Source organism: Clostridium transplantifaecale, assembly GCF_900626075.1.
GTDB classification, from domain to species: domain Bacteria; phylum Bacillota; class Clostridia; order Lachnospirales; family Lachnospiraceae; genus Otoolea; species Otoolea transplantifaecalis.
In genome coordinates, this window is record NZ_UYZY01000001.1 from 1,137,479 (window position 1) to 1,151,095 (window position 13,617).

Below are 13,617 nucleotides of genomic sequence, written 5' to 3' on the forward strand. Positions count from 1 at the left end.
GCCACCTCTTTCATATCATTCTCTAATACTGGTTGTCGTAATAGTTTCCGTTATCCTGGTTCTGGTTATCCTGATAATTCCCACTGCCGTAATTCTGGCCCCCATGGTTCTGGTTATCATAATAATTGTCCCCGCCGCCCTGATTGTCATAAAACACTTCCGGCTCGGGCACTCCATAGCCGTTGAATGGGAAACCATTAATATAACCTCTCAGATGGTGATACAGCTCGGCAACAGCCGCCTCCTGGTAAGGAACCACCAGCACTCCGCCGACACAGCAGAGAAGCATTCCCAGCAGATACCAGCCGATAAACGACAGTTCCAGTAAAAACAGCTGGAAACGGTTTCCGTTCATCATATCCTTGGTCACGGCAAAAACATCCCTGCTGTCCGCCTCCGGATTCTCCGACAGGATATACGGAATCATCGCATACTCATAACTCTTGTAGATTCCCGGAATTACAAAAAGAAGGGACCAGAGACCCGTAAAAAGATCCCTCAGGAACATAATCTTCACCACGTTCATATAATGTCCGCATCCAAACACCCAGAACACCTTGCCGATCCCGGCCGATTTAAGGGTCAGGCGGCTCTCCATAAAGAACCGGTTCTTGCCTACCGTAACGGGGTTGCCAATAAACACCTTGAACAGCAGCGCCGCAATTCCCACAATCGCGAAAATTCCCAGCAGCGTAAAAATTATCATGTGCAGCGTCGCAGGATTGATCCCCTGAAAACTGTGGTGAATATCCTCCCTATACTCTCTATAAGTATTAACACTGCCCCCGCGGCTTGCACCGCCTCCTAAAAGCGACCAGATTATCGTTACTGCGAATGCCGACCAATAATAGAGTTTTACTTTAGCCCATCCATTACGTTTCATGTCTCCTATTGACCACATAATATATCCTCCTTAACTATTCCCGTAAATAAACCTTAACGCAAATTTAGTATAGCATATTTTTTCAGAAAGCTATAGGAGAATTTTCAAAATGTGGGGGTTTTGAGGAAATGAGGGGGACTTTGGCATGTATGGGGATGGGGTGGTGGAGGGAAGGTTATAAGTCTTCAGTCACTCTCACCATCAGCCCGCCATCCTGCCGTCGCAGTCCGCATTTTTACTCTCCCTCATTTGACTTCCCTCCCCTAAACCATTAGAATGAAATAAATAGTTTTATCTCATACTGATATTATGAAAGGAAGTCACACATGGAAATTGAAAGAAAGTATTTTATAGAAACGCTCCCTTTTGACCCTGAACAATACCCGTCTCACCAGATTGAACAGGCCTATCTGTGTACGGATCCCGTGGTGCGCGTGCGCCGCGAGGACGATACGTTTTATCTGACCTACAAGTCCAGGGGACGGATGGTGCGGGAAGAATATAATCTTCCCCTGACGGAACAGGCCTATCTCCACCTGCTTGGGAAAGCCGACGGACGCGTCCTGACAAAACGGCGCTATTTAATTCCCATCGAGGGGACAAAGCTCACCATTGAACTCGATCTCTTCAGCGGCGCCTATGAAGGGCTTGTACTGGCCGAGGTAGAGTTCACCACGGAGGAGGAAGCCAATGCATTTACCCCTCCCGCGTGGTTCACAAGGGAGGTCACGTTTACGGGAGAATATCAGAACAGCAGGCTTTCGGCGCTGTAAACAGCAGGTATTCAGAGGCCGCAGTTCTGCCGTCTCTTCCTATTTCATGAGCAGATTCGGCAGGAACATCAGAATCTGCGGGAATATGGCTATAATGAAAACCACAGCAATCAGGGAGAGGATAAAAGGCGCCGCCCCCGAGACCACCTTCCTGAACGACAGGCCGGTCGTCGACGCCACGGTGAACAGGTTTACCCCAAACGGCGGCGTCACTACCCCGATGATCAGGCTGAGGCAGAAGACCATTCCGACTATCAGGGGATCGATGCCAAGTTCGATTCCAATCGGCGCCAGGATTGGGGCCAGAATTACGATGCTCGTCAGCGTTTCCATGAGTGCGCCTACAATCAGCATCAGCAGGCAGAGGACTATCAGATAGATAAATTTCGTCCTTACGATCGGGATAACTAAAGCTGCGAGTGTCTGAGGAATCTTAGCGTAGGCCAGAATCCAGCCAAAGAGGTTGGAAACACCCAGAATCAGCGTAATCATCGCAGACGTCTCAATCGTGGAAACCATGGTTTTTCTAAGCTTCCCAAGGGACAATTCCTTCAGACAGAAGCCCACCAGCATACCGTAGACGACCGATACAACAGCCGCCTCCGTTGGAGTAAAGATTCCGCCATAGATGCCGCCCAGTATAATGAGAGGAAGCAGCAGGGCCGGAAGGGCTCTCCACGTCCTTACAAGTTTCTCTTTCGCCGTGAATTTCTTTTCGCTGGGAGGTATATTCTGTTTCTTTACAATAAGCATATTTACGATAATCAGGCCGAACACCATCATAAGTCCCGGAATAATCGCGGACATGAACATTTTCGGGATGCTCAGGTTCATGGTGGAACCGTAGACAATCATGCCGACACTGGGAGGGATGATTGGGCCGAGCGCTCCGCCTGCAGCAACAAGGCCTGCGGAGGTTTCCTCCCGGTAGCCGCTCTGTCTCAGAGCCGGAATCATCAGCGCGCCTATGGCGGCGATTGTCGCCGGTCCCGAACCGACCAGGGCGGCAAATATGGCGCAGGATACAATAGTCACTACGCCGACGCTGCCCCGGATCCGTCCGAAAATACATTCTACCCAGTCAATCAGCCGTTTTGACAGTCCGCACTGATCCATCAAAAAACCGGTCATGACAAAGAGCGGAACCGCCAGGAGGACAAAGGAGTCCATTCCCAGGAAAAAGCGCTGGGCGAGCAGTAACAGGGAACCTGAACCTGTAAAGACGAGGAAACCGGCTGTCGCAAAGACAATGCTGAACGCGATGGGTATTCCGGCCAGCATCATTACAAACATAAGTCCGAATAAAAGTAACGCCATCAGCCAGCCACCTCCTTCTCTCCTTCCGTCCCGGTATCCCTGAGTTCCACAAGATTAGCCAGGCACTGGATGACAATTCCAACACAGCCGATTGGGATTGCACAGTAGACATATCCCATTGGAATCCCCAGCGCAGCGCTCGAACGAACCATCATTACCTTAACCATATTAACTCCATAGACACCGATGAGTACGGAGGCCGTTATCATGGCAAGCTGGACAACCGCCGCATGGTACCATCCGGCTTTCCCGTGAATAAAATCACCGATGATGTCGATTGTTGCATGGCTAGCATGACGGGTCGCCAGCGAGGCCCCCATCATGCTCATCCAGATAAATGCATACCTGGCCCCCTCTTCCGTCCAGGGCAGGGAAGCTTTCATAAAATATCTCGTAGTCACCTGGAGGAACGTCGTTATTATTACAAGGGCGAGAAACAAAGTCCCGGCGGCCGAGTACAGCCAAAGGAATTGATCCGCCACCCGCTTGAACCCATTTTTCATAAAAATCTCCCCTATTCATTAATTCCCAGCAAGTTTACAGCCTCTTCATAAATTTCAGAGCTGATGTTGTTTTTATAATTTTCATAGATTGGCTTTACGAGTTTCCGAAACTCCCCGATGTCCTCGATGTCATTGACCTGGATTCCGGCTTCCTTCATCGCCTCCAGCTGTTTCCCCTCATTCTCGGCCACGGCCAGACGCTGCTCCTGTCCCGCCTTTACCGCCGCATCCCTTAAGACCTGCTGAAGTTCAGGCGACATTTTGCCGTAGAGGTTTTGGCTGATGCTGATTGAAAGCGCATTGTAGAAATGTCTTGTCATAGACAGGTACTTGCACACCTCGTAAAATCCAACCGTATATCCGTTGCCTACCGGGACTTCAATTCCGTCAATCGTCTTCTGCTGGATTCCCGTATACGTCTCCGAGTAGGTCATTGGCGTTACGTTTGCCCCCAGCGCCGAGAACGTGTCAACGAAAATGGTCGTCTCCGGAACTCTCAGCTTGACTCCGCTTAAATCGGCCGGTGTATTGATTGGACAGATATTATTGAAAATGTTCCTGAAACCGCCCGACCCCCAGCCCAGATGAACGGCTCCCGTCGTCTGTGACAGTTCCTCAAGAAGGCCTGCGACCATGCCGCTGTCCAGCAGTTTCTCCGCAGCTGCCTCGTCCTCCAGGAAAAACGGCATGTCCATGATTGTCGTCTTATTATTGTAGAGGCCGAAAATATTACCCGTGGCAATACACATGTCAACTGTGCCCATGCCAAGCCCCTCATAGCTGTCCATTTCCCCTCCAAGCTGTCCGCTCGGGAAAATTTCGATCGTTACTTTTCCTCCCGTCGCCTCTTCCACGTTTTTCTTGAAGTTTGTCGCCAGGATATGGTAGGGATCATCATCGGCAGGAGCGGAACCGTGTCCCAGCTTAATCGTCATTTCCGGAAAATCTGCGGTGCCTGCGTCCCCGTGGTTTTCCTCCGCAGACGGCAGAACCTCCTTTGTCTCCGGGGCGCTCTTTGTTCCGCCCGCCGAACCGCATCCCGCCATTGTAACCGCCCCCAGAATTGCCGCCACTGTAAGAGCCGTTGTCTTTACCCATAATCTTTTTTTCATAAACCGCATCTCCTTCTCTCTGTATGATCTTTCAATCTCTCAACCTTCCTCACCGTCACAGCGACAGCAGGAAATTATAGTTCTCATTCATCATCTGATGAAGCTGCTCTTCCTTCGCTCCCGCGTATCCCAGGAGCTGGGCAAATATCCTGAGTTCTTCCGCGGGCCATCCCTTCCTGTTATGCCCTGCATCCGAGGCCAGAATAAAATGATCCACGCCGTATTTCTCGAAACATGCCGTATAATCGTAAAGGTTTGCGCTCCGGGGAATCGGGCAGAGTTCATTGGCACAGAACTCCATGTAAGCACCCAGACGGACCAGTTCCCCCACCGTGGCAATATCCAGATCCGGCACCTTGAAAAACGGATGGTCTATCACCAGTTTCCGAAAACCGTTCTCTTTCGCCGCCTTTGCCAGCTTCAGTGTCTCCGAGGCATGGATATGGCCGGTCGCCAGGATAATACCGGCGTCTTTGCACATTTCCATAATCTCCATAACCGAAGCTTTTATATTGCCCTCTTCGTCCAGTATTGTGATGGGCTCCAGCGTGCGGCTGCGGCTGTTTTCCTTCGTGTAGCCGAAGCTGCCCAGGGCGCCGAAGGCAATTTCGTGTCCCAGCGCATGGTAGGTCGGCAGCCAGACAACCTTTGCACCCATCTCGACGGCCGGGCTCACGGCCATGGGATTCAGCCCCCCGTCGTGATAATCAAGCACCACGCCGCCGAATACCCGGATTCCCTCTACCTGCTGCGTCACATGCCAGGCCCTTGAAACGGTGGGTTCCAGAACCGATTTTAAAACAATGGCCCTCATGCCCGCCTCCCTGGCGCGAAGTGCGATCTCTGTGTCATTTCCTATCCGGTCAACAATATCCGGCGCCGAATGGATATGCAGATCGCAGGCTCCCTCTAACGATATTGTTCTCATCTCATGCCCTTCTTTCCTTCTCACGATACACTGTGTTTTCAGTAAAATTTGTAAGAATTTCATTAAATTGTCCGCATTCCGTCCAGAACATGGCATGTCCTCCCATGTCAAATTCATAAAGCTCGCTGTAGGTCCGTATCTGCCCTTTGTAATGTCTTCCCATTGAAATCTCTTCCCCGGAAATAAGAAGCACCGGAACCGTGAGTTCTTTTAAAAACTGCTCCGTATCCGTGTGGCACCAGTCCGTATGGATGGCAAAACCAATCCAGGGAGGCGTTTTTTTGATTTCCCGCCTGAGTTCTTCCCTGTCCTCAGAAGTCAACCCCCTGTCGATGCGGCGGATAAAATTGTTATAATACAGTTCGGTATCCGTAAGCCAAACTCCGTATTTACCGCACCACTCATCCATATTGTAATCCCTGGCCCTGTAGGTATTCCAGGCCTCCCCGGAAAATGGAAAAAGCGCGGCATCAATCAGCCCCAGAGCTCCCAGATGGTTTTCATGATATTTATGCGCATACATCATTACAAAACTCCCGCCGAGCGACCAGCCAAGAAGCACCGCATGCTCCAGGCCCAGGAACTCAATCAGTTCCTTAATATCGTCACAATTCCGCTCCACATCATTTCCATGAAGCACCTTCGACGAATTCCCAAACCCCCGCGGATCCATAGTCACAACACGGTAAGACTGCGACAGCGCCTCGGCGTTCTTTTTAAAAAAACGGGAAGTGCACATATGGCCGGGAATAAATACGAGAGGAATCCCCTCCCCCCTGTCCTCATAATAAATGCGGGCTTTATCAGTTGTTGTCAGATAACCCTTCTTCAAGAAAAACCTCCCCTTCTTCATTCAATGGCGCCATAATTGATACCATTATGATACACCGCAGGAACTATAGCTGTAAATCCAGAATTACTGCATAGAAAGTATAGATTGAAACTATACTTTTTGTGCGAAAATTGGTATACTAGTTGAGATGCGAGGACGCCGCTGTAAGACGGAGGACGGGGTGGTGGGAGGGTATATATGAGTCTTCAGTCCCGGGTTGTAGGGTGTGGTGAGGGGGAATCCAGGAGAAAAAATTCCTATGGGGACCCGCTCCCGCTTGTGGAGCGCACAGCGGATGCTAAGCTCGAAAGGACCTCGCTAAGCACCGGCGGGCTCCAATGTCTCCCTTCGGAAAGTTTTCTCCTTCCTTCCCCGGGTAGGTTGTCGACGGGACTGAAGACTCAGCGAAGGGTTTTGCCCCGTCCGCCGGCTTCAGGGGCTGATTGTCTCTTTCGTCAAGTGGGGAGGGAGGTATTGTCGCGGTCACTAGGTAGTCGTGAATCATTTACCTTATGAAGGTATTTCGGGCTGGATTCAGAGAAAAATCCAATGCTATATTTAATGATGAATCAAAATATTCAATAGTTATTCAAGGATAGGTCAGGCGCTAAAGCTCTGACTAATCAATTTAATACCATACAAGAGGAGCTCTCCCGGAATTCGAGGAAATGTAGTGGCAGCAACAATACCTTCCCCCTTTGAAGGAATAAGAACAATTCAGCGGCCGCAGGCCGGGGTACGGGATGGCGAAAAACTTCGCGTCTTCAGTCCCGTCGACAACCTTCCCGGGGAAGGAAGGAGAAAACTTTCCGAAGGGGACCTTGGAATCCGCCGGTGCTTGATGAGGTATTACCGAATCTAGCATCCGTTGCGCATTCCACCAGCGGGAGCGAGTCCCCGTAGGAATTTTTTCTCCTGGATTCCCCCTCACCACAACCTGAAAACCGGGACTGAAGACTCACCCCCTCCCCCTCACCATCCCGCCCCCCGACCGTCCCGGCGGCGTTCTCATTCCTCAATTAAATCCCTAGAAAGGAGCTCACATGGACTTCCGCGAAATCCAATACGTCCTAGCCATTGAAAAATATCAGACTCTCTCCGGCGCAGCCCGTTTTCTCGACATCACCCAGCCGTCCCTCTCCAAATTTCTCCAGAATCTGGAGAAACACCTGAATGTCAAACTTTTTTGCCGCATTGACAATAAGATGTATCTGACCTATGCTGGTCAGCAGTATGTTGATACGGGGCTCAAGATCCTGGATCTGAACCATCAGCTCCGCAATACCCTTGCCGACATCAGCTCAGAGTCCATGGGCTCCCTCTCCATCGGCGTCACACCGACCAGGGGGCGTTATGTGCTGCCCAACGTCCTGCCTGCCTTTAAGAGGATGTACCCCAAATACAAAATAAGCATTATGGAAGACGGTACAGCCGCCCTCAACCAGGCGCTGGAAAACGGCCGGATTGACCTTGCAGTCTATACGGTAACCGGGACATTCCGCCCCGATCTGGAGTATGTCAAGGTATGCAAGGAAGAAATTGTCCTTTGCCTGTCCCCCATTCTGGAAGCGGCCCGCCTGATCGAGCAGAGGCCTGAAAAAAAGCATCCCTGGATTGATATTAACCAGTTGGGGGACGAGCTCTTTTTCCTGGTGGACGAAAAATTCAGGACTAGAAAAATTGCAGACCGGATTCTCTCCACCTCTTCTATCCGCCCGCAGACTATCACCCTGCAGAGCGTGGAAACAGCGCTGTCAATCGTAGCCTCGGGTATTGGGGTAGGATTCTGTACCGATATGTGCGAAAAATTTTTCTATACCAGCCGCCCCCTTCTGTACTGCTCCGTCGGGGAACGGGAAAATCTGTGGGACTTTGTCATCGCTTACCGAAAAGACAGTTATCTGCAGACCGCAGCACAGAATTTCATAGATATCACAAAAGAAACCTTTGCCACTCAATAATAAAGCGACCCACCGCAGTGCGATCCTGCCCGGAAGATTTTTATATCATGAGAGCATTTTCCTATGATATAAAAGAAGCATTACCCAGGCCTCCAATTACTTCCTTGGGTAATGCTTCTTTTCTCTATCTCATTCCGAGAATCACAACAATAATTCCAAAAATTACCATCACTATGATGAAAATATCCAGGGTTCTGACCGACACATTCACCTTGTCATAGAGCCTCTCTTTCAGAGAAAGATTTCTGACACGCTCTATCTCCCTGCGCAGTTTTTCATTCTCCTCTTCCAGCTTCCGGAGGTTTTCCTCTTCTTCTGTCAACGCTTCTCCAGAATGGCCCGGCGCTTCTTCTGGTGAGCCTTCCGTGGAGAGTTCCTCTATTCTTTCACTGTCCTGTCTGTTGTCTTCCAAATTCTCACCCACTTTCAATTTTCACTCCTCATAGATTCTGTTCCCTGAAATTCAAAAGATTTTCTGCGATTCCAAAAGAGGAGCCGCGTATACGGAAACTTTTTCCGCCTGCAACTCCTCTTTTATGAAAGACGGCATGGAAGCCGCTCCTTGAAACTACTTTAACCGCTTTGACCGTATTCAATACTTCAAACTGATTAAAATTCGACCACCTGATTTAAAATACTTTAAACTAAATCAAATACTTTAACTGCCACGTGTTAATTATAATAAATTACTTCTTGGCAATATATTTTCTGATATCAAGTGCGATAGCAACTACGATAACAACACCCTGTGCGATGTACTGGTAGTTCGGGTCGATTCCGAGGAACTGGAGACATGTCTTCAGAAGCTCGAATACGAGAACACCGATAACAACACCGGACACACGTCCGATACCGCCGTTAACGGATACACCACCGATGGTACAAGCTGCGATAGCTTCCAGCTCGTAACCCATACCCATGTTAACAGAAGCGCCGCCGGATTTTGCTCCCAGCAGGAAACCTGCGATTGCGTAAAGAGTTGCTGCTGTTACGTAAATGATAATTTTAGTCTTTTTAACATTAACGCCGGCAACCTCTGCCGCTGCCTCGTTACCGCCGATAGCGTACATATATTTGCCATGGCGTGTATAGTTATAAACAAACCACATGATCAGGCCGATTACGATTGCGATGATAAACAGATACGGGAAAACTCCGAATAATTTACCGTTGGCAATAGCTGTGTAATCCGTACGGTAACCGCCGATCGGGATTGACTTTGTGTAAACAAGGTTGATACCGTAAACGATCATCTGCATACCTAATGTGCCGATGAAAGCCGGTACGCTTAAGTAAGAAACAACAATACCGTTGATAAGACCGAAAATACAGCAGATGCCGATACAGATTAAGAGAATAATCCATACATTGAGCTGCGGGAAATTCTTCGTCAGTTCAAAACGGCCGCTGTAATCTGCTTTCTGAAGCAGTGTACCTGCGAGGCAGGCTGCAAGACCTACGACACGTCCTGCGGAAAGGTCGGTACCTTTTGTAATCAGACAGCCGGATACGCCGACTGCGATAATGAAACGGCAGGCTACGTTAATGGAAACGTTGCTGAAGTTGCTGCCTGAAAAGAAATTCTCTTTGGTAACACCAACGAAGATTACCATGAGAAAAATTAATATAATAATACCGTTGTTAATAAGTATGTCCGCTACATTGACTTTTTTCTTATCCATTCTCTCTTCCTCCTATCACTAGAACTTGGTCGCGTAACTCATGATACGTTCCTGTGTTGCTTCCTCGTCCTTAACTTCTCCGGTAATATGTCCGTTGCACATGACAAGGATTCTGTTGGACATACCGATTAATTCCGGCATTTCAGAAGAAATCATGATAATGCCCTTACCCTGTTTCGCCAGGTCGATCATAATCTGATAAATCTCATATTTTGCACCAACATCGATACCACGGGTCGGTTCATCCATAATCAGGATATCAGGGTTGTTTGCCAGCCATCTGGAAATCAGAACCTTCTGCTGGTTTCCTCCTGACAGAGACTGAATCAGGGTTTTGCTGCTCGGCGTTTTAATGCTCAGTTTTGCCACATTTTCCTTTACGAGCTGCTCGATTTTTCCTTTATTCAGCTTCACTCCTGCGTCCACGTACTGATCCAGGGAGGATATGGATACGTTGTCTGCAATAGAGAGACAGCCTAAAATACCTGTTCCGCGCCGGTCCTCGGTAATCATGCCGATACCTGCCCGGATTGCATCCTGAGGACGCTGAATATGCGTTTTTTTACCTTTGATATAGACTTCTCCGGTCGTAATATGGCGCATGCCGAAAATCGCTTCCATAAGCTCTGTCCTCTGCGCGCCTACCAGGCCGCCAAAGCCCAGAATTTCACCTCTGCGAAGTTCAAACGAACAGTTCTGGAAGGAACGCTCGTGAATACTCGTATAATTCTTCACATCCAGAAGAACCTCGCCTACCTCGGCGTCATTCTTAGGAGGATAAATATTCGTCAGTTCACGGCCTACCATCTGTTTTACGATCTCATCGTCTGTGATATCATCCATGCTCCAGGAACCCACGTAGGTACCGTCACGCATGATGGTAATATCATCACAAATCTCACGAATTTCCGCCATCTTATGGGAAATGTAAATCAGGGATACTCCCCTGCTCCTGAGGTCTCTGATGATACGGAAGAGCGCTGCCACTTCGTTGTCTGTAAGAGAGGAGGTCGGCTCATCCAGAATCACCACTCGTGCCTGCAGGGAAACTGCTTTAGCGATTTCTACTGACTGCATCTGAGCGATTGACATGGTTCCGAGCTTTGCCTTTGGGTTATAGGGCATCTTTACGTCTTCCAGCCATTTCGCCGTCTCTTCAAACATCTTCTTGTGATCGATTACCTGAATCGGTCCGAACTTTTTCGTCGGATAACGGCCCGTATACATGTTCTCTGCGACTGTTCTCTCCGGTATCGGCTGAAGCTCCTGATGAACCATTGCCAAACCTTTGTGAAGCGCTTCGTCGGGGTTCCCTATCTCTGCCTTTTCTCCGTCCAGATATACTTCGCCCTCATCCATGTGGTAAATACCAAAAAGGCATTTCATCAGGGTGGATTTTCCTGCACCGTTCTCCCCCATCAGAGCGTGAACCGTACCAGGACGGACCTTCAGATTAATCTGATCCAGGGCCTTAACGCCAGGAAAGCTCTTCGATACCCCGCGCATTTCCAATCTGTACTCTGCCATCCCATTCTCTCCTTTCATAAAATCGGGTGTGCCAAGATGACACACCCGACGCATTCATTCCATAATTTCTGCCGAGCAGAATTATTTAACTAATTCAAGAATCTCTGCTGCATTCTCTGTTGTAACTTTTACATAGTCTACCATGTATACGCTGTCAACATCTTTGCCGTTTACGAAATCCATAGCCTTGTCAGCTGCTGTGTGAGCCTGGCCGATGTAATCGTTGAATACAGTACCTGTCATCTTGTTGTTCATAACGTTCTCAACAGCCTCTACAAGAGCGTCAACACCTACTAAGTAGATATCTTCGTTAACTTTTCTTCCAGCTGCTTCGATTGCCTGTAATGCACCAAGTGCCATAGCATCGTTGTTACAGAAAACTACATCGATCTTAGCGCCGTGCTGTGCAAGTGCGTTAGCTGTGATTTCCTGGCCTTTTGTCTGATCCCAGTCACCACGCATTTTAACGAGTTCTTCAACTTCAACGCCGGAAGCCTTTAAAGCTTCAACGGATTTCTCTGTTCTGTACTGAGCATCTACGTTCTCCGGGTCACCCTGAACCATGATGTAACGAACAACGCCGTCGCCGTCTGCATCGCCCTTGTTCTCAAGCTCTGCGATTTCTTCGCCCTGGAATGTACCGGACTGTCTTGCATCTGCGCCTACATATGTAGCTTTGATTCCTTCGTCTTTCCAAGCCTGCTCTCTCTCAGCTTCCGGTTCACGGTTGATGTAAACTACCGGGATGTTAGCTTTTGCACACTCTTCAGTAACAGTTGGCTCGGAAGAAGCCTGAACAAGGTTGATAATCATTACGTCAACGCCTGTTGTGATAAAGTTTCTAATCTGGTTCATCTGCTCACCCTGGTCGTTCTTTCCGTCCATGATGGAGATGTTTTCTTTCTTAACGCCTAATTCTTCTGTTAAGTATTTCTCTAATTCCTGACGGTAAACTGTCATGAAGTTATCAGCGAACTGATAAATGGAAATACCAACCTTAACAGTTGCAGGATCTTTGCCCTCTACAGCCTCTGCTGCTTCGGTCTTTGCTTCTTCAACTGCTTCGGCAGTAGTCTCTGCTGTAGTCTCTGCCTGTGTCTCCGGTGCGGCTGTCTCTGCTGGTTTGGAGCTGCATGCTGTCATGGATAATACCATTGCTGCTGCGAGTCCGACTGCCATGAATTTTTTGAGTGATCTCATAATACTAGTTCCTCCCTTAATATAGTATTTTTTGTCGATTGGTTATTTTTCCTCACCGACACCCTTATTATAGATGGCTTTTGTTCATATTTCCATATGATTTTTTTTGGACTTATATAATTTTTTTTAGATCCTTACTTTTTTAAGCTGTTTTTTTTATATATTTGACAAAAAGGGGAGGATTAGTTGGGGAGTGAGGACGCCTCTGTATGACGGCGGACGGGGGAGTGGGAGGTGTATATGAGTCTTCAGTCCCGGCGGTTGGTTGTGGTGAAGGGGAATCCAGGAGAAAAAATTCCTACGGGGACTCGCTCCCGCTTGTGGAATGCGCAACGGGTGCTAGATTCGAAAAGACCTCATCAAGCACCGGCGGATTCCAAGGTCCCCTTCGGAAAGTTTTCTCCTTCCTTCCCCGGGCAGGTTGTCGACGGGACTGAAGACTCAGCGAAGGGTGTGCCCCGTCTGCCGGCTGCAGGGGCTGATTGTCTCTTCCGCCAAGTGGGGGGAGGTATTATCGCGGCCACTACGAAGTTGCATTACCCGTAATGATTCGATACCTGATTTATCTCCGCTTCGCGGTGCACAAAAACAGACTGATTTCGAAGAATAAGGAGGTAGTTCTAAGGCAGCCGAAGTAACGTAGTGGCAGCATCAATCCCCTCCCCTTTGAAGGAAAAGAACCAAATCGGCAGCCGCAGGCCGGGCTTGGGAATGGCGATAACCTGCGCGTCTTCAGTCCCGGGGGAAAACCTTCCCGTGGGGAATCCGGGAGAAAAAGATTCCGGAGGGAACCTGGGAGTTCATCAGCACTTAGGTGGCGTATTTTGGCACCTTAGTTCTGTTATGTACTCCAAAGAGCGCAAGCGTTTCCCGAAGGAACTTTTTCTGCCCGGATTCCC

Annotated in this window: 12 protein-coding genes; 2 read left to right on the top strand and 10 right to left on the bottom strand. The window is 49.0% G+C overall.

What is annotated here, in order from left to right; all coding sequences use genetic code 11:
• Nucleotides 1–22: 22 nt before the first annotated feature.
• Nucleotides 23–901 carry a DUF975 family protein gene (locus EJL91_RS04845; RefSeq protein WP_125140803.1) on the bottom strand — a complete coding sequence of 293 codons (879 nt, stop codon included), beginning with the start codon at nt 899–901 and terminating at the stop codon, nt 23–25.
• A 308-nt stretch (nt 902–1,209) separates the two neighbouring features.
• On the opposite strand from EJL91_RS04845, the gene EJL91_RS04850 reads away from it, so the two are divergent.
• A complete protein-coding gene (locus tag EJL91_RS04850; protein ID WP_125140804.1) occupies nt 1,210–1,656 on the top strand; it encodes a CYTH domain-containing protein in 447 nt (148 codons plus the stop codon).
• Nucleotides 1,657–1,695: 39 nt separating this feature from the next.
• On the opposite strand, the gene EJL91_RS04855 is transcribed toward EJL91_RS04850, so the two are convergent.
• From EJL91_RS04855 to EJL91_RS04875, 5 genes are read right to left on the bottom strand one after another with little or no spacing between them, the layout of a single operon-like run.
• A complete protein-coding gene (locus EJL91_RS04855) occupies nt 1,696–2,973 on the bottom strand; it encodes a TRAP transporter large permease (RefSeq protein WP_125140805.1) in 1,278 nt (425 codons plus the stop codon).
• Nucleotides 2,973–3,476, bottom strand: a complete 504-nt coding sequence (locus tag EJL91_RS04860) for a TRAP transporter small permease (RefSeq protein ID WP_125140806.1) — start codon at nt 3,474–3,476, stop codon at nt 2,973–2,975. Before EJL91_RS04860 ends, EJL91_RS04855 begins: the two co-directional genes overlap by 1 nt.
• Nucleotides 3,477–3,487: 11 nt before the next feature.
• Complete coding sequence (locus tag EJL91_RS04865) at nt 3,488–4,588, bottom strand: TRAP transporter substrate-binding protein (RefSeq protein ID WP_164516746.1); 1,101 nt, start codon at nt 4,586–4,588, stop codon at nt 3,488–3,490.
• A 55-nt stretch (nt 4,589–4,643) separates the two neighbouring features.
• Nucleotides 4,644–5,516 carry a DUF6282 family protein gene (locus EJL91_RS04870; protein WP_125140808.1) on the bottom strand — a complete coding sequence of 291 codons (873 nt, stop codon included), beginning with the start codon at nt 5,514–5,516 and terminating at the stop codon, nt 4,644–4,646.
• Between the two features lies 1 nt (nt 5,517).
• Nucleotides 5,518–6,348 (bottom strand): alpha/beta fold hydrolase, encoded by an 831-nt coding sequence (locus EJL91_RS04875; protein ID WP_125140809.1) that lies wholly within the window; start codon nt 6,346–6,348, stop codon nt 5,518–5,520.
• A gap of 1,043 nt (nt 6,349–7,391) precedes the next feature.
• Between EJL91_RS04875 and EJL91_RS04880 the strand changes: the two genes are divergently transcribed.
• Entirely contained in the window at nt 7,392–8,309 is a 918-nt protein-coding gene (locus EJL91_RS04880) for a LysR family transcriptional regulator (RefSeq protein WP_125140810.1), read from the top strand.
• 124 nt (nt 8,310–8,433) lie between these two features.
• Here the strand turns inward: EJL91_RS04880 and EJL91_RS04885 are convergent, their stop codons facing one another.
• The 4 genes from EJL91_RS04885 to EJL91_RS04900 all read right to left on the bottom strand — a co-directional run bounded on the left by EJL91_RS04885 (nt 8,434) and on the right by EJL91_RS04900 (nt 12,718).
• Nucleotides 8,434–8,733 (bottom strand): hypothetical protein, encoded by a 300-nt coding sequence (locus EJL91_RS04885; protein WP_243125228.1) that lies wholly within the window; start codon nt 8,731–8,733, stop codon nt 8,434–8,436.
• Between the two features lie 262 nt (nt 8,734–8,995).
• Entirely contained in the window at nt 8,996–9,991 is a 996-nt protein-coding gene (locus EJL91_RS04890; RefSeq protein ID WP_125140812.1) for an ABC transporter permease subunit, read from the bottom strand.
• Nucleotides 9,992–10,009: 18 nt separating this feature from the next.
• Nucleotides 10,010–11,518, bottom strand: coding sequence for a sugar ABC transporter ATP-binding protein (locus tag EJL91_RS04895; RefSeq protein WP_125140813.1), 1,509 nt, complete (start codon nt 11,516–11,518; stop codon nt 10,010–10,012).
• Nucleotides 11,519–11,599: 81 nt separating this feature from the next.
• Nucleotides 11,600–12,718, bottom strand: coding sequence for a substrate-binding domain-containing protein (locus EJL91_RS04900; RefSeq protein WP_125140814.1), 1,119 nt, complete (start codon nt 12,716–12,718; stop codon nt 11,600–11,602).
• Nucleotides 12,719–13,617 lie beyond the last annotated feature (899 nt).